The 20,133-nt window shown below is 59.2% G+C and carries 21 protein-coding genes; 7 read left to right on the top strand and 14 right to left on the bottom strand.

Features of this window, described 5'->3' with window-relative positions:
- Window positions 1–195: 195 nt before the first annotated feature.
- A complete protein-coding gene (locus HMPREF3140_RS21945) occupies window positions 196–906 on the top strand; it encodes a DUF2076 domain-containing protein (protein ID WP_002890273.1) in 711 nt (236 codons plus the stop codon).
- Here the strand turns inward: HMPREF3140_RS21945 and HMPREF3140_RS21940 are convergent.
- Window positions 903–1,361 (bottom strand): YaiI/YqxD family protein, encoded by a 459-nt coding sequence (locus HMPREF3140_RS21940; RefSeq protein WP_002890230.1) that lies wholly within the window; start codon window positions 1,359–1,361, stop codon window positions 903–905. The two genes, HMPREF3140_RS21945 and HMPREF3140_RS21940, sit on opposite strands and share 4 nt — an antisense overlap.
- Window positions 1,362–1,477: 116 nt before the next feature.
- On the opposite strand from HMPREF3140_RS21940, the gene proC reads away from it, so the two are divergent.
- On the top strand, window positions 1,478–2,287 hold the full coding sequence (proC, locus tag HMPREF3140_RS21935; RefSeq protein ID WP_002890227.1) for a pyrroline-5-carboxylate reductase: 810 nt from the start codon (window positions 1,478–1,480) through the stop codon (window positions 2,285–2,287).
- Between the two features lie 67 nt (window positions 2,288–2,354).
- Here proC and HMPREF3140_RS21930 read toward each other — a convergent pair whose 3' ends face one another.
- The 5 genes from HMPREF3140_RS21930 to HMPREF3140_RS21910 all read right to left on the bottom strand — a co-directional run bounded on the left by HMPREF3140_RS21930 (window position 2,355) and on the right by HMPREF3140_RS21910 (window position 6,896).
- Entirely contained in the window at window positions 2,355–2,672 is a 318-nt protein-coding gene (locus tag HMPREF3140_RS21930; protein ID WP_002890225.1) for a PsiF family protein, read from the bottom strand.
- Between the two features lie 91 nt (window positions 2,673–2,763).
- The gene (phoA, locus tag HMPREF3140_RS21925) at window positions 2,764–4,194 is read right to left on the bottom strand and encodes an alkaline phosphatase (RefSeq protein WP_032410904.1); all 1,431 of its coding nucleotides are present in this window, start codon (window positions 4,192–4,194) and stop codon (window positions 2,764–2,766) included.
- Between the two features lie 89 nt (window positions 4,195–4,283).
- Window positions 4,284–4,544 carry an anti-adapter protein IraP gene (gene iraP, locus HMPREF3140_RS21920; RefSeq protein WP_002890221.1) on the bottom strand — a complete coding sequence of 87 codons (261 nt, stop codon included), beginning with the start codon at window positions 4,542–4,544 and terminating at the stop codon, window positions 4,284–4,286.
- A gap of 299 nt (window positions 4,545–4,843) precedes the next feature.
- Window positions 4,844–6,043 carry a multidrug efflux MFS transporter gene (locus HMPREF3140_RS21915; protein ID WP_070553105.1) on the bottom strand — a complete coding sequence of 400 codons (1,200 nt, stop codon included), beginning with the start codon at window positions 6,041–6,043 and terminating at the stop codon, window positions 4,844–4,846.
- 169 nt (window positions 6,044–6,212) lie between these two features.
- Entirely contained in the window at window positions 6,213–6,896 is a 684-nt protein-coding gene (locus HMPREF3140_RS21910) for an extensin-like domain-containing protein (protein ID WP_032410902.1), read from the bottom strand.
- A gap of 99 nt (window positions 6,897–6,995) precedes the next feature.
- Here HMPREF3140_RS21910 and ddlA point away from each other — a divergent pair, with 99 nt between their 5' ends.
- Window positions 6,996–8,093 carry a D-alanine--D-alanine ligase gene (gene ddlA, locus HMPREF3140_RS21905; protein WP_004177279.1) on the top strand — a complete coding sequence of 366 codons (1,098 nt, stop codon included), beginning with the start codon at window positions 6,996–6,998 and terminating at the stop codon, window positions 8,091–8,093.
- Window positions 8,094–8,125: 32 nt separating this feature from the next.
- Here ddlA and HMPREF3140_RS21900 read toward each other — a convergent pair whose 3' ends face one another.
- Window positions 8,126–8,329: a DUF2754 family protein gene (locus tag HMPREF3140_RS21900; protein WP_070553104.1), complete on the bottom strand. Its 204-nt coding sequence runs from the start codon at window positions 8,327–8,329 to the stop codon at window positions 8,126–8,128.
- 252 nt (window positions 8,330–8,581) lie between these two features.
- On the opposite strand from HMPREF3140_RS21900, the gene HMPREF3140_RS21895 reads away from it, so the two are divergent.
- A complete protein-coding gene (locus HMPREF3140_RS21895; protein ID WP_032410901.1) occupies window positions 8,582–8,884 on the top strand; it encodes a YaiY family protein in 303 nt (100 codons plus the stop codon).
- On the opposite strand, the gene HMPREF3140_RS21890 is transcribed toward HMPREF3140_RS21895, so the two are convergent.
- From HMPREF3140_RS21890 to HMPREF3140_RS21880, 3 genes are all read right to left on the bottom strand, one after another.
- A complete protein-coding gene (locus tag HMPREF3140_RS21890) occupies window positions 8,881–9,987 on the bottom strand; it encodes a DUF1615 domain-containing protein (RefSeq protein WP_032410899.1) in 1,107 nt (368 codons plus the stop codon). The genes HMPREF3140_RS21895 and HMPREF3140_RS21890 overlap by 4 nt on opposite strands.
- A gap of 18 nt (window positions 9,988–10,005) precedes the next feature.
- A complete protein-coding gene (gene sbmA / locus HMPREF3140_RS21885; protein ID WP_002890204.1) occupies window positions 10,006–11,226 on the bottom strand; it encodes a peptide antibiotic transporter SbmA in 1,221 nt (406 codons plus the stop codon).
- A 117-nt stretch (window positions 11,227–11,343) separates the two neighbouring features.
- A complete protein-coding gene (locus HMPREF3140_RS21880; protein WP_072143249.1) occupies window positions 11,344–11,856 on the bottom strand; it encodes an isochorismatase family protein in 513 nt (170 codons plus the stop codon).
- A 218-nt stretch (window positions 11,857–12,074) separates the two neighbouring features.
- On the opposite strand from HMPREF3140_RS21880, the gene ampH reads away from it, so the two are divergent.
- The 3 genes from ampH to HMPREF3140_RS21865 all read left to right on the top strand — a co-directional run bounded on the left by ampH (window position 12,075) and on the right by HMPREF3140_RS21865 (window position 16,364).
- Window positions 12,075–13,235, top strand: coding sequence for a D-alanyl-D-alanine-carboxypeptidase/endopeptidase AmpH (gene ampH / locus HMPREF3140_RS21875; RefSeq protein WP_004178722.1), 1,161 nt, complete (start codon window positions 12,075–12,077; stop codon window positions 13,233–13,235).
- A gap of 106 nt (window positions 13,236–13,341) precedes the next feature.
- Window positions 13,342–14,316: a porphobilinogen synthase gene (gene hemB / locus HMPREF3140_RS21870; RefSeq protein ID WP_002890201.1), complete on the top strand. Its 975-nt coding sequence runs from the start codon at window positions 13,342–13,344 to the stop codon at window positions 14,314–14,316.
- Between the two features lie 329 nt (window positions 14,317–14,645).
- Window positions 14,646–16,364 carry a bifunctional ornithine lipid synthase OlsF gene (locus HMPREF3140_RS21865; protein WP_023284720.1) on the top strand — a complete coding sequence of 573 codons (1,719 nt, stop codon included), beginning with the start codon at window positions 14,646–14,648 and terminating at the stop codon, window positions 16,362–16,364.
- 155 nt (window positions 16,365–16,519) lie between these two features.
- On the opposite strand, the gene tauD is transcribed toward HMPREF3140_RS21865, so the two are convergent.
- The 4 genes from tauD to tauA are packed head-to-tail and all read right to left on the bottom strand — an operon-like array spanning window position 16,520 to window position 19,933.
- On the bottom strand, window positions 16,520–17,371 hold the full coding sequence (gene tauD, locus HMPREF3140_RS21860) for a taurine dioxygenase (protein WP_004147277.1): 852 nt from the start codon (window positions 17,369–17,371) through the stop codon (window positions 16,520–16,522).
- Entirely contained in the window at window positions 17,368–18,195 is an 828-nt protein-coding gene (gene tauC, locus HMPREF3140_RS21855; RefSeq protein ID WP_002890196.1) for a taurine ABC transporter permease TauC, read from the bottom strand. Before tauC ends, tauD begins: the two co-directional genes overlap by 4 nt.
- Window positions 18,192–18,959 (bottom strand): taurine ABC transporter ATP-binding subunit, encoded by a 768-nt coding sequence (gene tauB / locus HMPREF3140_RS21850; protein WP_004178719.1) that lies wholly within the window; start codon window positions 18,957–18,959, stop codon window positions 18,192–18,194. The genes tauC and tauB overlap by 4 nt, the downstream gene beginning before the upstream one ends.
- 11 nt (window positions 18,960–18,970) lie before the next feature.
- Entirely contained in the window at window positions 18,971–19,933 is a 963-nt protein-coding gene (gene tauA, locus HMPREF3140_RS21845) for a taurine ABC transporter substrate-binding protein (protein WP_032410896.1), read from the bottom strand.
- Window positions 19,934–20,133 lie beyond the last annotated feature (200 nt).

Genomic DNA, 20,133 nt, shown 5'->3' with positions numbered 1-20,133 from the left:
GAGGGGCTATTAATGTAAACTTATCATTGCATTTAGTGTTTAACCAGCTTTACTTTCCGCTTGGCGTTATTTTTTATCCACCGCTGGCGTAAACGGTAACACATTTATGCATAGCTTTACGAAGCAACATATTTACAACATCATGTTTCAGAAGCACCCTGATGCCTATTCGACAGTGTGACAGAGGAATGTAACATGCAATCTGAAGAACAACGCCTTATTGATGGACTGTTTTCCCGGCTGAAAGAGGCTGAGGCGCACAGCGCATCGCGCGATGCCAGCGCCGAGGAGCGGATTGCCCAACACGTGAGCGCGCAGCCGGCGGCCCCCTACTATATGGCGCAAACCATTCTTATCCAGGAAGCCGCGATTAAACAGCTTAACGATCGCATCCAGGCGCTGGAGAGTCAGGTCAGCCAACTGCAGGCGGCAAAGCCCAGCAGCGGCGGCTTCCTCTCCGGCCTGTTTGGCGGTGGCGGCTCGTCACGCGGTTCTGACCCTATCCCGGGCGCGGAGCAATATGGTCGCCCGCAGGCCAGCGCTCAGCCGCAGTATACGCCACCACCGCAGCAGAACTATGCCCCGCAGGCTGCCGCACGCGGCGGCGGCTTTATGGCGGGCGCGCTGCAAACGGCCGCTGGCGTGGCAGGCGGCGTGGTGCTGGGCAATATGCTGACCAATATGTTCAGCGGCTCGCACCCGCAGGAGATCGTCAATATCATCGAAGAGAAGCCGCAGCCTGATGCCGCCTCCGCGCAGGACAGCATCGCGCAGGACACCACCGCAGGTGACGATCCGTTCCGCCAGGGAGACGATCAGTTCCTTGCCGACAATACCTGGAACGACGACTTCGACGCCGGCTTTGGCGACGATGATTTTGGCAGCGATGACGATAGCTGGGTTTAACCCTGGCGACGCTTAACCGCCAGCAACCACTTCTCCAGCTCGGCGGCAAACTGTTGCCGATCGCGCTGCGATAAACTATCCGGGCCGCCGGTCTGAACGCCGCTGGCCCGTAATGTCTCCATAAAATCCCGCATTGTCAGCCGCTCGCGGATCGTCGCCTCGCTGTAACGTTCCCCGCGCGGATTCAGCGCCGCCCCGCCCTTCGCCAGCACCTCCGCCGCCAGCGGGATGTCGGCGGTGATCACTAAATCTCCCGCCGCGCACTGGCGAACGATTTCATTATCCGCCACGTCAAAACCCTGCTCAACCCGCAGGGTGCGGATGAAACGCGACGGCGGCACGCGCAGCGGCTGGTTCGCCACCAGCGTCAGCGGAGTCTGGGTCCGCTCTGCCGCGCGGAACAAAATCTCTTTAATCACGTTCGGACACGCGTCCGCATCCACCCAAATGGCCATGCCAGCTCCTGTTACCTGCAATAACTGACGCCAATGTTACCTGCTTTTCTCCCCCAGGAAAGCGCCAGGATGGTAAGCTAATCAGATCGTAACGAAAAAAGCAGAGGGGAATGGTGATGGATAAGAAAATTGGCTTTATCGGCTGCGGCAATATGGGTAAGGCCATTCTGGGCGGGCTGATCGCCAGCGGTCAGGTACAGCCGGGACAAATCTGGGTCTACACCCCGTCGCCGGACAAGGTTGCAGCTCTGCGCGACCAGTATGGCATCAACGCCGCCAGCAGCGCCCAGGAAGTGGCGCAGATTGCCGATATCGTCTTCGGCGCGGTTAAACCGGGGATCATGACCAAAGTGCTGGGCGATATCGCCTCCAGCCTGAATAAAGAGTCGCTGGTGGTCTCTATCGCCGCCGGCGTTACGCTTGAGCAGCTGGCGCGCGCCCTTGGCCACGATCGCAAAATCATTCGCGCGATGCCGAATACGCCGTCGCTGGTTAACGCCGGTATGACCTCCGTCACGCCTAACGCCCTGGTGAGCAGCGAAGATGTTGCCGAAGTGCTGACTATTTTCCGTTGCTTTGGCCAGGCGGAGCAAATTGCCGAGCCGATGATCCATCCGGTGGTGGGGGTAAGCGGTTCGGCGCCGGCCTATGTCTTTATGTTTATTGAAGCGATGGCCGATGCCGCCGTCCTCGGCGGAATGCCGCGCGCTCAGGCCTATAAATTCGCCGCCCAGGCGGTGATGGGCTCCGCCAAAATGGTGCTGGAGAGCGGAGAACACCCAGGGGCGCTGAAAGATATGGTCTGTTCCCCTGGCGGGACCACCATCGAAGCCGTGCGCGTGCTGGAAGAGAAAGGGTTCCGCTCGGCGGTAATCGAAGCCATCACCCAGTGTATGGAAAAATCAGAGAAACTGAGCCGCTCCTGAAGCTGAGCCGGCGGGCTTCAAGCCCTGAGAGGTTAAAGAACAAGGGAGCGCGAGCGCTCCCTTTTTTTCAGGCTTTCTTCAGGCAGCTACTCATGAAGGTACTGCGTTCATCGCCCTTCAGTGATTTCGCCGTGGCCGCTTTGCTGCAGTCGCTCATTTTCTGCTGCTGAGGGGTGAGCGCCTTTCCCTGCGAGGTCGTGGTCTCTTTTTTCAGACACTGGCTCATAAAGGTTTTGCGCTCCTCACCTTTCAGCATTTTGGCTGACGCTTGCTGATTGCAGTCCGTCATCCTTTGCTGCTGAGGAGTGGGCGTTTTTTCTGCCGCGCCAACCGCGCTGATAAAGATCAAGCCAAACAGTAGGGTCATCAATAAAGTTATTTTCATCGCACCATCCTTCTGTGAGTGGAACGTTGTAAGTCTGGACGCAGATAGAAAAAAAACCAGCCGGTGACGCAATTTCGCCACCGGCAGCGACTTATTTGAGACTCAGGGCAGCTTTCATGGTCGTGAACAGGTCGGTCTGATCGGTCAGGCCTACGACGTTAGCCGCATGCGGACCGTAGGCCGCAATGCGCAGTTGGGTGCCGGTGTGCTCCATCGACTCTTCCTCAGAGTTGCCGTAGCTCATCACCATCACCGCGCCATCGTGCGTGTTCAGAGCCTGGGTCAGCCCCGGGGCTTTGCTATCCGCCGGGATGATCTGGCTGGCATGCGCATGGTCGGCGGTGACGATCACCAGGGTATTACCGTCTTTTCGCGCGAATTCCAGCGCCTTCTGCACCGCTTCGTCAAGATCAACCGTTTCGCCGATCTGGCCGCACGGATTCGCCGCATGGTCCTGCTTATCGATGGAAGCGCCTTCGACTTGCAGGAAGAAACCTTTCTCGTTGCGACTCAGCAGGTCAATCGCTTTCTCCGTCATCTGCGCCAGCGTCGGCACCGAGGCGTCACGCTTCGGGTTTGGCGTACAGGTCACCGGCGGCTTATCGATATTACCGTGATAAGACGCCTTCGGCCCTTCCCAGCGTACCGGCATATTGCCATCGGCAAAGAGTCCCAGCAGCGGTTTATCCTGACTGGCTTCCGTCGCGGCGGCAAGATAAGCCGCGTCGGTCACAATCTGGTAGCCGCGCGCTTGCGCCTGCTCGCGCAGGGTTTTGCCCTGCCACTCGCCCGCCGTCGCCGTTTCGGCAAAGGTCTTCGCGCCGCCGCCCAGGGTGACATCCGGTCGGGCGTTCAGCAGCTGTTCGGTAATGGAGCCTTTGCCCCCTTTTTCCAGCGCATTGCTGGGGCATTTTTCGCTGGTAACCGTCGGGCCGTAGCATTTACGCGATGTCACATGCGCTACCAACGCCGCGGGGGTGGCGTCCTGCAGCTCGGCGGTGGAAACGTTGCCGGTAGCCAGCCCCGCCGCTTTCGCCAGCTCAAGGATGGTCTGATGCGCATTCTCATGAATATCGACGCCCAGCGCGCCGTTATAAGTCTTCACGCCGGTGGTCCAGGCGGTGGCGGAGGCCGCCGAGTCGGTCACGTAGTCCGGTTTCCCGGTTTTTTTATCCAGCGAATAATGCGTGTACTGCCCGGTTAACGGCAGAGCATCAATTCCTTTAAAGAAACCGCCCGCCCCCTCGGCATAGTTTCGCGCAGCGGTAATTTCCGAATCACCCATGCCATCGCCAATCAGCAAAATAACGTTTTTAGCTGGCTTATTGATTAACGAGGCGCGCAGCGCTTCGGTTTGATCGCCTGTTAAACGATGCGCGCCGCCAGGAGTGGTGATATCTCCCTGCGCAGCGCGATTTTCCAGAACCGGCGCAGCAGTAGTTTCTGCATGAATAACCGGCGAGCCCAGTAGAGGAATCAGGGCAATAAACAGGGCGCTTAATTTCACTTTTGTCATCTCCATGTAAAAAATACTTAAAAAAACAAAACGAGGGAGACTTTATAAAAGGGAGATGACAGAAAAATGACGGCATCCTTGTCGTGTCACAAAGACTAGCTACGAGGATGCCGCAACAGCTTCTTTAGATATTGCTGCAACAGCATCGCATCATGGTCGTTGACCGGCGGACAGGGGGTCACCTGGTCAATCGCCTGTTCAATATCCTGAATCAATGCCTGCTGGGCATCATGCTCCATATGGCGCAATAATGCGGTGACCACGATCTCCAGCGCTTCAACCTGCACCGTCAGTTCCTTTGCTTCTTCTTCCTTTTGCGCCAGTTTAACCAGTAACTCAGCAATGAGATTCTTCATAGCACCAGTTCCTTATGCGAGGCCTGTTTTGATTGGGATGTCATACGCGATGACGAACCTCAGAATTACTTAAATTAAGAATCATCGCAACACCCAATATACAGCGAAACGTTTTACCACAATAAAATACCACTATAAATAGTATTGTTTAATCATGACCGGGGTTGCTTATAACCAGATTGCCTGGAAAATAATAAAATGGAATAGCGTTCACGCCATGACGATAACAAAAAGTAATAGTAAATCCGCTGACGGCGAATAATGCTGACGGTATCGCAATAAATACCGTCAGCAGAGGTTCAGGCGTTAGCCCGGCGGGTTTGGCGCAGCATCCACGCCAGTTGCCAGAGGTTAATGAAAACGATAATGGCGGTGGCAATAAACACCCAGCGGAAGCCGGCCATGGCTGACACAGAGGCGCCAATTAGCGGCCCGGCGACGTTGCCCAGATACATAAACGACTGGTTATAGCCAAAGATACGCCCGGTGACGCTGTCGCTGCTGTACTTCAGCAATAAGGTCTGCACCGCCGGGAGCATCGCGCCATCGGCAAAGCCGAGCAGAAAACGCAGCGTACCCAATTGCAGCGGGGTGGTGACAAAGGACATGGCGAAGAACATCACCACCGCGCAGCAGAGCGTCGCCAGCAGGATCCGCGAGGTGCCGATGCGGTCGCCAAGCTTACCCAACCGTGGCGCAGAAATCAGTGCCGACACGCCGGGCACCGCGGCGATCATCCCGGCCAGAAAAGCGATATTGTTGCTGTCCGGCGCCATCGACTTAATAAACAGCGCCAGAATCGGGCCGATTGAGCCGTTGCACAATTGGATCACCAGGGTGGTGAAGAACAGGCTGATCACCAGCCCCGGATAGGGCAAAGAGGCAAAGACTTGTTTCCCGGTGAGACGCTCGCTTTTGCTGACCTGCGGGCGAACGCCCTCTTTAATCAGAAACAGGGTCACCAGAAAACTGATGGTCAGCAGGATCGCCGTAATAAAAAAGACCATCCGCAGCCCGACGTGGTCCGCCAGGAAACCGCCCAGCAGCGGACCACCGATCACCCCGCTAATTTGCGCCGTCGACAGCGTGCTTAGCGCCCAGCCGCTGCGCTCGCGCGGCACCTGGGAGGCCACCAGCGCCATGGCGTTGGGAATATAACCGGAGGTTAAGCCCATGATCGCCCGCAGGATAAACAGCTGCCAGACGTTGGTGGCGAAGGCCTGCAGTAAAATGGCAATCGCCATCCCCAACGAGGCGCGCAGCAGCATGAGCTTGCGGCCTTTACGGTCCGCCAGGCTTCCCCACATTGGCGAGACGATCGCCGAGACAAGAAAAGTGACGCTGAAGGTCAGCCCCGACCACATCGATAGCGCTTCATGCGAGGTGACGCCGAGCTGGGAGACGTAGAGGGGAAAAAAGGGGAGAATTTGACTGATCGCCAGGCCGGTAAAAAAGCAACCAAACCAGACGGAGATGAGATTAACCTTCCAGGATTCCATAACTACGCGTATTCATTAATGATTTGCCAATTATTATCTAGCTTAGCAATTTCATCCCACTGGTGTACTACCATAGATGCGCTGGCGGTGAGTTTGGTGTTTTATGGCTGCGGATGAGAGCCTGACGAAGCATTTTCTGGTCATTTAGGCTGCTCATAGCGCTTTATGCTCAAAAGCAGAAGCCCTGCCCGCGCATGCCGAAATGAAAATGGTTGGCGTGAGCCGCGTTGTACTCTGGCCCCAGCGCGTTACCGAAGTAATGGCAGCTGTTGTTCAACAGCGCCACCAGCCAGGGATGCGAGGTCTCGCTCCGCCAGCCCTGCAGGACGCTGACGCGTCGGCCGTCCGCCAGGCGGAAACCGCTGACGTCCAGCGCGTCCGCCGTGGCGTGTTCACTGCGCCGCGCCTGTTGACGATGGTAAATATTGCGACAGGCGAAGCTGCCGAGATGATCGATCTGGCGCAGATCGCTCGCCATCAGTTGACGGGTCAGCGGCTTCGCCTGCTGCTCAATGTACAGCGCGCTGCTCAGCGCCAGCGGGCAGCTGGCGAGAAAACTACTGCTCAGCTGCACCGAGCCAAAATTCGCCACCCGCACCACGTTACGCAGAGGGCAGCTTCCCTCGCTGTCGGCCACCGGCCGGCTGGCGATAAGCCGCCGGCGATTGGCTTCCGCCAGCAGGGAGGCGCACTGGTCTGCCGTCAGACTGCGCAGCTTAAACGACGTCAGCCAGCCCGGGGGATCGTCCAGCGCCAGCGGCGCCAGCGGATTCAGGTGCGGCGGCAGATTGCGGTATCCCAACAGGCCCGCGCCGAGCAGCCCGGCCAGCACCAGCAGCGTCTTTCCTCTCACGCCCACTCCCGTCAATTGATCAGGTAAATATTATGGCAGCCAGGCAGCGGTTTCACATGGTATGTTATGCCCTTTGATGTTATCTGGATGGAAGTTGAAATGGCAAAGATGAGGGTTGGGATCGTTTTTGGCGGCAAGTCGGCGGAGCATGAAGTGTCGCTGCAGTCAGCGAAGAATATCGTGGAAGCGATTGATAAATCGCGCTTCGATGTGGTTCTGTTGGGTATTGATAAACAGGGGCTGTGGCACATCAACGACGCCGGCAACTACCTGCTCAACGCACAGGATCCTGCCCGCATTGCCCTGCGCCCTTCCACGGTGACTCTGGCGCAGATCCCGGGCCGCGAAGCGCAGCAGCTGATTAACGCCGAAAGCGGCCAACCGCTGGCGGCCATCGATGTGATTTTCCCGATCGTCCACGGCACGCTGGGTGAAGATGGCTCCCTGCAGGGGATGCTGCGCATGGCGAATCTGCCGTTCGTCGGCTCCGATGTGCTGGGCTCTGCAGCCTGTATGGACAAAGACGTGACCAAACGTCTGCTGCGCGACGCCGGGCTCGCCGTCGCCCCGTTTATCACACTCACCCGCGCCAACCGCGCGCAGTTCAGCTTTGCCGATGTCGAAGCGAAGCTTGGCCTGCCGCTGTTCGTTAAGCCGGCTAATCAGGGCTCGTCGGTTGGCGTCAGCAAAGTTAAAAACGAAGAGCAGTACCATCAGGCGGTGGCCCTGGCCTTCGAATTTGACCATAAAGTGGTGGTGGAGCAAGGCATTAAAGGGCGGGAAATTGAGTGTGCGGTGCTGGGTAACGACCACCCGCAGGCCAGCACCTGCGGTGAAATCGTCCTCAACAGCGAGTTTTACGCCTACGACACCAAGTATATCGACGATCAGGGCGCGCAGGTGGTAGTCCCGGCCGCTATCGCCCCTGAGCTCAACGACAAAATTCGCGCTATCGCGGTGCAGGCCTACCAGACCCTGGGCTGCAGCGGCATGGCTCGTGTCGACGTGTTCCTCACCGCCGACAACGAGGTGGTGATCAACGAGATCAACACCCTGCCGGGCTTTACCAACATCAGCATGTATCCGAAGCTGTGGCAGGCCAGCGGTCTCGACTACACCAGCCTGATCACCCGCCTGATTGAGCTGGCGCTGGAGCGCCATGCCGCGGACCGGGCGCTGAAAACCTCCATGAACTAAAACGCGTTTTACCCCGCCTGGCAGCGGCGGCCTCAGGCCTCTTCTGCCGGGCGGCGGCGGATCACAAAGCTCGCAATCCAGAAGCTAATGACCCAGGTGATCAGACCGACGGCGTAGGATTGCCACCCCTGAGTTTCAAACCCCAGCAGCCCCACCACGCCATTAAGAATAAAAATCAACCCCAGCGCCACGGCGTAGTAGTGCCAATCGCGGCGAATTTTATCAGTGAGCTTCATGCGGCCTCCAACAGCAAAAAACGCATCTTCGCATAGCCGCCCGCGGCGGTCTGTAGCGATATGGAGAATGTTGCTGGATTGCGACGCCGCTCTCCCTTTTGTGCTCCTGTGGCGCGGTTAACACAACGGCGAAAACAGGATTATTCCTGGACGGCAATTACCAGCAATCTGATACTGATGATGGCCCCTGACTGCCAGAATACCTGACATAGAGCTGGAGAAAAAACCAGCAGCGCAGATGTGGGAGGGCCTATGGCTGAATTCAGTTTTTCAAAATCGCTTTTGGGAAATAAAAAAAGGGGCGCGCTGACCGGCAGCCATGTCGCCTACGGGCTGTTCGTGTTGATCTGCTGCTGGGCCGGCGCGCAGATGCTCAGCATGCTGATCCACGCCCCCGGGGTATTTGAACGCCTGATGCAAGCCCAGGACGCCAGCCGTCCGCAAGTCGACATCAGCCTCGCCGTGGGTACCCTCTTTGGTCTGATCCCTTTCCTGATCGGCTGCACGTTCATCGGGGTAATGGCGCTTATCGTGCGCTGGCGTCAGCGCCGTTAACGCCGCGCCATACAGTTTGCCCGCCGCTCATCAACCCGTTTCGCAAACCACGCCGTCGTCAGATTTCGGGTGATTTTTGGACTCTCCAGCTGGATCCCTGGCAACATCTCCCGCGGCAGGGGTTTGCCCGTCTTTTTCTCGGCGAGACGGAAAACCTGCTGATAGAGATCGGTCTTCTCAAACGCCAGGCTGTCGCCCTTTTTCAACTGACGATGGATCTCGCTGTCGCTCATCCCCAGCTGGCTCGCCAGGCGACGCACCGCCAGCTCGGTTCTGCCCGGCTCCTCGCTGTCGTAGCGGATAAGGTCGCCGTCGAGCGCCAGTTTTACCCCGCTGGCTTTCACCACCGCGTTCTGGAAGGCGGCGTTACGGCTGGCGTACCAGCCGGCGTTGAAGTCGGCAAAGCGGTACAATGGCGCACTATAACTGGCCGGATAGTTCAGCAGATGATAGGTGCCAAACCACAGGCCACCGCGCAGACTGAAGACCTCCTGGCGCACCGTGCCGTTCATTTTCCACGGGTAGCCGGAGGTGTGCTGCTCGGCAAAAGCAATGCTGACCTGCATCGGCCCCCCGGTGTGCACCGGGTTAAGGGAACCGAACAGCTTCTGCCCCATCGGCACCATCCCGATAAAGTCATCAAAAATGGCGCTCAACTGCTTTTCCGTCTTCACATTGTCCAGACGGTCGCTATAGCTTTTACCGTTTGGCGAGGTGATCTTCAGCGCGGTATGGACCAGAAACGGCGGAATGTGCATTTTTTCCGCCCGGCGGTCAATTTCCTGCCAGGCGATTTTATTCAGCCCCGGCACCACCGGATCGGACTGATAGTTAGACTCTTGCTGCGCGACCGCCAGCACCGAGCAGACGTTTTCTTCCGTCGGCGCCAGCTTCTGGCTGTCAAACGCGGTGGCGATGGCTTGCGCCCAGGCCTCCCGATCCTTGACGCTGGCCGGCATTTTCTGCCGCACCACCGACGCCACGTCAACAGGCTTCTCGCCCTCTTTCAGCGCCGGAGCCTGCTGGCTGGTACAGGCGCTCAGCGCCATGGCCGCCAGCAGCGTCAATGAAACGGGAATAATGCGCGATAAACGTGCGGCCATTATGCTTCCTTGTCTTGATTAACGTAATGTCGGGATCGCTTCCTGCAGCGGTTTGCCGTCCAGCTCGCGTTCAAAACTGCGCAGACGTTTGTAGATGGACATCAGTTCCACCAGCGTTGTCCACGAGCTGATCAGGTACTGGAACGAGCCGCGCACCTGGCCGAAGACGTTAGTAATTTGCGTCATCAGCCCGAGGGTAATCGTACCGGCAACGATCGACGGAAACAGCAGGAAAAGGCCGAAAACGTTATCCACCTGCAGATAGAGGATGCGGGCGATATTGAAATACATATAGTGGAAATAGAGACGGAAATAGTTGCGACGCACCGCGCGGAATAGCTCGCGCACCGTCGGCGGCGTGGCGCGAGTTTCATCGTCCTCGCCGTAAACCAGCTCTTTACGATAGGCCGCTTCCACGCGCTGGTTTTTAAACTCCAGGCCCGGCAGCTTAATCCCCACCACCGCCAGCAGGCCGGTCCCCATCAGCGACCAGACGATAGCGGCAATCACCAGGCCATACGGCAGATGGCCGACGATAGGCAGGTCGGGAACATGTTCGGAGAGCGTCACCAGCACCGGCAGGAAGGCGATCAGGGTCATCACCGCGTTGATAAAGCTCACGCCCATATCTTCGAGGGTGGAAGCAAAACGCATGGTATCTTCCTGCACACGCTGCGCGGCGCCTTCGATATGGCGCAGATGCTGCCAGTGGGCCATATAGTGCTCGTTCATCGCCGTGCGCCAGCGGAAGACGTAGTGGCTGACGAAGAAGTTGTTCATCACGCCAATAATCACCGCGATGATCGCGATGCCGAGAAAGACGCCGATTTCCTGATAAAACTGGTTGATGCTGACCTTATGCGGGGTGGCCAGCGCGCTCTGGATCAGGTCGTAGAACGGCGCATACCAGGCGTTGATCGCCACCCCGACTTCCACCAGAAACCAGGTGACGAAGATGATGAGCGAGGTGCCGAGAATCGACCAGTACTGCCAGCGGTGCGGGCAGTAGACAAACCAGAACAGCGCGAACACGCCGACGCAAAACAGATAGTAAGCGTAGAACACCAGATAGTTGAGCGACCAGAAGCGCGCCGCGCTGATCGCCACATTTTGCGATGCCCCGGTGACCCGCAGCAGCCAGTCGCCGCCGCCCGCCTGCCAAAAGATCACGGCCAGCAACGACCAGATAAAGGCAGAAATAAAAAACGGCCCCGGTTTGGGGAAAAAAGATTTAAACATCATTGTCTCCTGCTAACTTCTTATCGTTCTGCTATTGCTGTGTACGACGCATACGTCGGCCGCCGCGTGGATGAGCCCTCGCGGGACAGACGAATGATAAGACCGGATATCAACAGCTTAGTTCTGCTGCCATGCGTGCAGAATTGTTTCTGTGGGTTTCACCTGTAAAGGATTGCCAGGAATGGTCAGCGTACGCCACACCTCATTGTAGTGGGCGATAAGCGTCGCGGCCTGCGCGGCGGGGCGGTCGGCGGTGGTGTGGGCATCTTCCGCGATAACAATACCGTACCCGCGGCTGGCGCCATTTTTAATGGTGGTATCGAGGCAGTAGTCGGTGGCGCAGCCGCAGATGACGAACTGCTGAATGTCGTGTTCGTCCAGCACCTGCGCCAGCGAGGTGTGATAGAAGGCATCGCAGGCGGTTTTGGTGACATACAGCGCGCCAGCCGGCTGCTCCAGCTCAGGAAGCAGGGCGAAGCCTTCGCTGCCGGCTTCGAGGCCGCCGGCTTCATCATGCTGAATGAAAATAACCTTGTCCGCCGCGCGCACCAGACGATTAATTTGCGCGACGCAGCGCTCGCGCGCCAGACGCGGCGTGGCGAACACGCCGTTTTGCATATCCACGACCATCACTACCCGTTGAGCCGTCATTGTTCTCTCCCACGAACCTTCAGCCAAACGGTCATCATACGCGCCGGCGAAAAAAGCCGGTATCCGAAAGCGTAAAAAAGTCTTTTTTACGCACCGTTACCTTTTTCCTGCAGGAATGTCGTGAATCCCGCTTTGTTCTGCGCCACTTCGTAGTATAAATACCCTCTTCTTTTTATTTATTTAATGGATGATCTCCGTTGAAACGTAGTTTGCTCATTTTTGCTGCGCTGTGCGCGGCGTCGTGGACCTCGGTGCAGGCCGCACAGCCTACCGTTGACCCGGTTTTCGCCTCGGATGTGGTCGATCGTTACGCCAATCATATCTACTACGGCAGCGGCGCCACCGGCATGGCGCTGGTGGTTATCGATGGCAATCAGCGTGTTTTTCGCAGCTTTGGCGAAACCCGCCCGGGGAATAATCAGCACCCGCAGCTCGACTCGGTGATCCGTATCGCCTCCCTCAGCAAACTGATGACCAGCGAGATGCTGGTGAAGCTGCTCGACCAGGGGGTGGTGAAACTCAACGATCCGCTGAGTAAATACGCCCCGCCGGGCGCCCGGGTGCCTGACTGGCAGGGAAAACCAATCACCCTGGTTAACCTCGCGACCCATACCAGCGCCCTGCCGCGCGAGCAGCCTGGCGGCGCCGCTCATCGTCCGGTGTTTGTCTGGCCGACCCGCCAGCAGCGCTGGAACTGGCTCTCTACCGCGACCCTGAAGACCGCGCCGGGCTCGCAGGCCGCCTACTCCAATCTGGCCTTCGATTTACTGGCGGACGCGCTCTCCACCGCCGCCGGCAAACCGTATCCGCAGCTGTTTGAAGAACAGATCACCCGGCCGCTGGGGATGAAGGACACCACCTTTACCCCGTCACCGGATCAGTGCCAGCGGCTGATGATCCCGGAAAAAGGCGCCAGCCCATGCAACAACACCCTGGCGGCGATCGGCAGCGGCGGAGTCTACTCGACGCCGGGGGATATGATGCGCTGGATGCAGCAGTTCCTGTCATCCGATTTCTATACCCGCAGCCAGCAGGCCGACCGGATGCAGACGCTGATTTATCAGCGTAACCAGCTGACCCGGGTGATTGGTATGGACGTGCCGGGCCGCGCAGACGCGCTGGGCCTCGGCTGGGTGTATATGAAGCCGAAGAACGGCCATCCGGGGATTATTCAGAAAACCGGCGGCGGCGGCGGGTTTATCACCTATATGGCGATGAATCCGCAGGCTAACGTTGGCGCCTTTGTGGTGGTAACCCGCTCGCCGTTAACCCGCTTCAACAATATGAGCGATGGCATCAACGACCTGGTCAGCGAGTTGAGCGGCGCACAGCCCAACATGCAGACGGCCAGCCAGTAAGCCCGGGGAAGGTTTCGCCGATGCGCCATAACGATCGTTTTGGCGAAACATCCCGCTGCCATTTCAGTTACACTATCGTCTTTCATTTCACAAAATCAGGCAAACCATGACAGATTTAATCACTCGCCCCCGCCGCCTGCGTCAATCCGCTGCGCTGCGCGCCCTGTTTGAAGAGACAACACTGAGTTTGAACGACCTGGTGTTGCCGATCTTTGTTGAAGAAGAAATTGATGATTACAAAGCGATAGAGGCCATGCCCGGCGTGATGCGCATTCCGGAAAAATATCTGGCGCGCGAGATCGAACGCATCGCCAACGCCGGGATCCGCTCGGTGATGACCTTTGGTATTTCTCATCACACCGATGCCACCGGCAGCGATACCTGGAATGAAAATGGTCTGGTGGCGCGTATGTCGCGGATTTGTAAGTCCACGGTGCCGGAGATGATCGTCATGTCCGATACCTGCTTCTGCGAATATACCTCCCACGGCCACTGCGGCGTGCTGTGCGACCACGGGGTGGATAACGACGCGACCCTGGAAAACCTCGGCAAACAGGCCGTTGTCGCCGCCGCCGCGGGGGCGGATTTCATCGCTCCTTCCGCCGCGATGGACGGTCAGGTGCAGGCGATTCGCCGCTCGCTGGACGCCGCCGGCTTCACCAATACGGCGATCATGTCCTACTCGACCAAGTTCGCTTCTTCCTTCTACGGTCCGTTCCGCGAAGCGGCCGGTACCGCGCTGAAGGGCGATCGGAAAACCTATCAGATGAGCCCGATGAATCGCCGGGAGGCCATTCGCGAGTCGCTGCTCGATGAAGCCCAGGGCGCCGACTGCCTGATGGTGAAACCGGCTGGCGCCTACCTGGATATTCTGCGCGATATCCGCGAACGCAGCGATCTTCCGCTCGGCGCCTATCAGGTCAGCGGGGAGTACGCGATGATCAAATTTGCTGCCCAGGCGGGCGCTATCGATGAAGAGAAAGTGGTTCTGGAAAGCCTCGGCGCTATCAAACGCGCAGGCGCCGACCTGATCTTCAGCTATTTCGCCCTCGATCTGGCCGAGAAAAAGATCCTCCGTTAAACCCGCCCCTCCCCGGTGGCGCTGCGCTTACCGGGGCCCGCAGGCCTATCACGAATGTAGGCCAGGTCAGGCGCAGTCGCCACCCGGCACAAAAAACGGCGCCCTACTCGTAGCCATTGCCCGGCGGCGCTGACGCTTGCGCGGGCCTACGAGATTGCTGGGCCCGCAGTCCCATCCCGCATGTAGGCCGGGTCAGGCGCAGCCGCCACCCGGCGCAAAAACGGCTCCCTATCCGTCGTCTCCCCCGCTGCGACCGAAACTTCACCCAACTGTAATCTGAACGACATCTCCACCTTCTACTGTCTGGGCAGGACGGAGGAGGAGCCACTATGTTTAGTCTCGACAACGTACTCGATGACCTGTGGCCTCAGGCGAGGCCCGCCCCCTGGCAAAAGAAACTGTTAAAAAAGCTATTTTATGAGGAAGAGTTTCAACAATTTGCCGACCGTCACCGCCACCTGAAGGGGCTTGATACGGTCGAACAGGTGCTGGAATACCTCAATATCCGCTGCGCCATCCCGGCGCACGATCTCGAACAAATCCCCGAATATGGCCCGCTGGTCATTATCGCCAACCACCCCACCGGCACCCTCGACGGCCTGGCGCTCCTGTATGCGGTATCCCGTGTGCGCCGCGATGTCAAAGTGGTCACCAACCGCATGCTCACCCACCTTGAGCCCCTGAGTTCGCTGTTTATCCCGGTAGATAATATTCATGGCCGCACCGCTAAAGCGGCGCTGCAGCAGATGGACCAGCAGCTGCAGGCCGGTGGGGTGCTGATCTTCTTCCCGGCGGGGGAAGTCTCCCGCCTCACCCGTCGCGGCATCCGCGATAAAAAATGGCACTCCGGCTTTATTAAGCTGGCGGCAAAATATCGCGCCCCGCTGCTGCCGGCGTGGATTAACGCCCGCAACAGCGCCCTGTTTTACGCCAGTACGCTGGTCTCCGACAACCTGCCGCTGCTCCTGCTGATGCAGCAGATGTTTCGCCGGCGCAACAGCAGCCTGCCGGTGCGCATCGGCCAGCAGATCCCCTGGTCGAGCTGGTTCGATGCGCAGTCCAGCGCTCGCGAACTTACCGGCCGCTGCTATCAGCACCTTGAACAGCTGCGCAAAGGGCTGCCGGGGCGGTTTAAAACCGAAAGCGCTATCGCCCGTCCGGAAGACCGGGCGCTGCTCAAACGCGAACTGCACAAGGCCGAATGCCTGGGCCGCACCGCCGATGGTAAAGTGATTTACCTCTGGCAGCGCAACGGCCAGGAGGACGCGCCGCTGCTGCGCGAGCTGGGACGCCTGCGGGAAATCGCCTTCCGCGCGGTCGGGGAAGGCAGCGGCAAACGGCGGGATATCGACGGGTATGACGACGACTATCTGCATCTGATCCTGTGGGATGAAGAAGACCTCGAGATCGTCGGCGCTTACCGCTTTATGCCGACGGCCATCCAGCTGGCAAAGCGCGGCCTGGAGGGGATCTACAGTTACAGTCTGTTCCATTACGACGGGCGGATGGACGATGTCCTGCAGCACGGCATTGAGCTGGGGCGCAGCTTTATCCAGCCGCGCTACTGGGGGCGTCGCGGGCTGGACTACCTGTGGTCCGGCATCGGCGCTTATCTGGCGCGCTATCCGCACTATCGCTATCTGTTTGGTCCGGTGTCGATTTCTGGCGGATTGCCGCCCGCCGCCCGCGATCTGCTGGTGGCATTCTACCGGATGTGGTTCCCGGCGACGCATCCGCTGGCGGAGTCGCGTCGCCCTTATCCGGCGTCGCTGCCCGACGTGCTGGCGCAGTTTGGCGGGGAGGATTACAACGACGATCTGGCCCGGCTGAAGTCCCTGCTCGGCAATCTCGGCTGCGCGATCCCCCCGCTGTATAAGCAGTACTCGGAAGTGTGCGAGCCGGGCGGCGTGCAGTTTATCGATTTCGGCAGCGACCCGGATTTCAACAACTGCGTGGATGGTCTGGTGCTGGTGGATCTCACCTACCTGAAGGCCAATCGCTACCAGCGCTATATTGGCGCGCATCTGGGTGCGCAAAAATCGGCATAAAAGCTTTTTCCCGGCTTGCGGCGCGTTGCGCCTTAGCCGGGCTACCGTTTCCGACGGATCGGTAGCCCGGAAAAGGCGCGTCAGGCGCCGCCTCCGGAAAGCAGCGGGCAATGTTCTCCGCGGCTCGCGGCTGATGCCTTAACCGGCTACAAGCCTTACCCCGCCCGGTAATACGGCTTATCGCCGAGGATCGTCGCCCGGTGCATGATCCGCCGCTGCGGCAGATAGTCGGCGTTGGCGTAATGCTGGGTCACCCGGTTATCCCAGATAGCGACATCGTTCGGCTGCCAGCGCCAGCGCACCTGAAACTCCGGTTTAGTGACATGAGCAAACAGGAAGTTCAGCAGCGCTGCGCTCTCTTTCTCACTCACCTCGACAATTCGCGTGGTAAAGCCTTCATTAACGAACAGCGCCTGCTTGCCGGTCACCGGGTGGGTACGCACTACCGGATGCAGCAGCGGCGGATGCTTCGCCACCGCTTCCTGCCAGCGCCGATGCTCGGCTTCGGTCTTGTTGTACTTATACTCCTGGAACGATTTGCGGAAATCGTGTTCGGCATGCAGGCCGCTCAGCAGCTGCCGGAAGGGTTCTGACAGCGCTTCCCATGCGGCGATGCCGCTGGTCCACAGGGTGTCCCCGCCGGTCGTCGGCAGCTCTTTCGCCGCCAGAATGGCGCCGGCGGGCGGCGTGTCGATAAAGGTGACATCGGTATGCCAGTTGTCATTATCCGGCGGATTATCGTTGTGGGTATCGAGGACGATAATCTCCTCCACCCCTGGGGCGTGAGGGTAGACCGGATGGATATGCAGGTCGCCAAACCGCAGCGCCAGGTCGCGCTGTTGCGCCGGGGTGATATTCTGCTCGCGCAGGAATACCACCTGATGACGCAGCACCGCGTGATACAGCTGTTCAAACTGGTTGTCGCTCAGCGGACGGGTTAAATCCGCCCCGCTCACCTGCGCGCCAATATAGGGCCCCAGCGGGGTAATGCTCAGACGTTCACTCATTGTACTTCTCCATGCCAGGGCGTCAGGCGCCGCTGCAGCGCGCGCAGACCCAGTTCCAGTAAAAAGGCGATAATGGCAATCACCGCGATCCCCGCCAGCACCACATCGGTGGCGAGAAACTCGCCGGCAGACTGCACCATAAATCCTAATCCGCGGGTGGCGGCGATCAGCTCAGCGGCCACCAGCGTTGACCAGCCCACCCCGAGACCAATGCGCAGCCCGGTGAGGATCTCCGGCAGCGCGCCGGGCAGGATCACCAGCCACAGCACCTGCGCCCGGCTGGCGCCAAGCGAACGAGCGGCGCGAATCCGCACCTGCTGCGCGCTTTTTACCCCTGCCAGCGCCGACATGGCTACCGGCGCGAAAATCGCCAGGTAGATCAGCAGGATCTTCGAGGTTTCACCGATGCCAAACCAGATCACCATCAGCGGTAGGTAGGCCAGCGGCGGCACCGGACGATAGAGTTCGATCAGCGGGTCGAGGATCCCGCGCACCGTCGAGTTGAGCCCCATGGCGATCCCCACCGGTACGCCAATAAGCACTGCCGCCAGCAGGGCGATAACGATCCGCGTCAGGCTCGCCGCCAGGTGCTGCCAGAGCGTCGCATCCATAAAGCCCTGCGGCCCGGCGATGGTGATAAGCTTCTGCAGCACCTGGCCCGGCGGCGGCAGAAACAGCGGGCTAATCAGCTGCAGCGCCGCGACCGCCCACCAGACGGCCAGCAGCACCGCCAGGGTCGCCACGCTGAGGGTGAGCTCACGGGAGAGCGGCCAGCGCCACTTCAGCGTCGACTGACGCGGTTTGTCGTTCAGTACCACGCTCATGAGAAAGCCTCCCGTTGGTCAAACACCCGGCTCAGAATGTATTCCCGCTGTTCAATAAAGCGCGGGTCGGATTTGATGCTGCGGCAGGATTCGCCCGCAACAAAGCGACGGCTGAAATCAAGCGGCAGCCTCTCCACCACCCGTCCCGGCCCCGGCGACAGCAGCACCAGCTCGGTCGCCATGAAGATGGCCTCTTCAATATCATGGGTGATCAGCAGCACCTGTTTGCCGGTCTCATGCCACAGTTTCAGCAGCAGCGTCTGCATCTGCTCGCGGGTAAAGGCGTCAAGCGCGCCGAAGGGCTCGTCAAGCAGCAACAGCTGCGGATTCGCCGCCAGCGCCCGGGCGATGCCCACCCGCTGGCGTTGACCGCCGGACAGTTGCCAGATAAAGCGCTTTTCCGCCCCTTCGAGCCCCACCTTCTTCAGCATCTGCGCCGCCGCTTGCCGGCGCTGCGCTTTATCCACGCCCGCCAGCTGGAGGCCCAGCGCCACGTTATCCTGCACATTGCGCCACGGCAGCAGACCTTCGTTCTGGAAGACCACCCCGCGCTCTGCGCCCGGCCCGGTCACCCGCTGACCTTCGAGGGTGATGCTGCCGTGCTGATAGGGCACGAATCCGGCAATCAGGTTCAGCAGGGTAGTTTTACCGCAGCCCGAAGGCCCCAGCACCACCAACAGCTCCCCACTCTCCAGCGTCAGGTTGATATCCGCCAGCGCCGGTTTACCGCCGTAGTCAGCGGAAAGATGCGAGATTTGCAGCATCGCCGCCTCCTTTACTTCACAAAGCGGTCAGTAACGTACTGACGATAATCGGTTCCCGCCGCAGGCACTTTGCCCTGCTCTTTCAGGAAGCGCGCGGTATCGACGATGGCCTGATTGACCGGCCCGTTCAGCGCCTGCGCCTGCTCAGCGGCGGTGAGATAGGTATTGCCCTTCACCAGCCCGGGGACATCGGCTTCCGGCACGCCGCTCAGGCGCGCCAGCTTGCTGATGTTGTCCGGCTGTTTCAGCCATGCCTCCGGGTTGGCGATGTAGGGCTGCTGGGCGTCGATGGCGCTTTTAGCAAACGCTTTGACGATCTCCGGATGCTGCTCGGCGAAGTCCTTACGGACCACCCAGACGTCAAGGGTCGGCGCGCCCCACTCCCCAACCTGAGAAGAATCGGTCAGCACCTTGCCCTCTTTTTCCAGTTCGTTAACCGCTGGCGCCCAGACGTAAGCGCCATCGATATCCCCGCGCTGCCAGGCGGCGATAATCGCCGGCGGCTGCAGGTTAATAATCTGTACCTGGCCCGGCTTGATGCCCCAGTGTTTGAGCGCCGACAGCAGGCTGTAGTGGGTGGTGGAGATAAACGGCACGGCGATGCGCTTGCCGATCAGATCTTCCGGTTTGGTAATGCTTTTCTTCACCACCAGCGCTTCGGAGTTGCCGAGCTTTGAGGCAAGCAGGAACACTTCAATCGGCACCTGCTGGCTGGCGGCCACCGCCAACGGGCTGGAGCCAATATTGCCGATCTGCACATCGCCGGAGGCCAGGGCGCGTACCACGCTGGCGCCGCTGTCAAATTCCCGCCAGTCGACGGTCGCCCCGCTGGTTTTGGCGAAGGTGTTGTCCGCCTGGGCGACTTTCGCCGGCTCAGCGGAGGTTTGATACGCCACGGTAACGTTGACCGCCTGCGCCTGGAAGGCGGCGACAGCCAGCGCCGCCAGAAGAGTAATTCGCGATGTGAATGCCATAATGTCTGCTTCCCCTGAGTTGTTATAGGTGCAGTATTTCCGGCATCAGGATGGAGATGAAGTAATTAAAAATTCTGGCTAATAGCGAATCGTTTTTAGAACAAAAGCGGGAAAGGATAGTTGGTTTTGTGCGGTGAGTTAGTGGCAGATGGTTGGCGCCGGGCGGCGGCTACGCCTTACCCAGCATCCGTTTCGCACAA

The sequence above is a fragment of the Klebsiella sp. HMSC16A12 genome (assembly GCF_001808265.1).
GTDB lineage: Bacteria > Pseudomonadota > Gammaproteobacteria > Enterobacterales > Enterobacteriaceae > Klebsiella > Klebsiella pneumoniae.
This window is presented reverse-complemented; position numbering and strand designations above follow the sequence as displayed.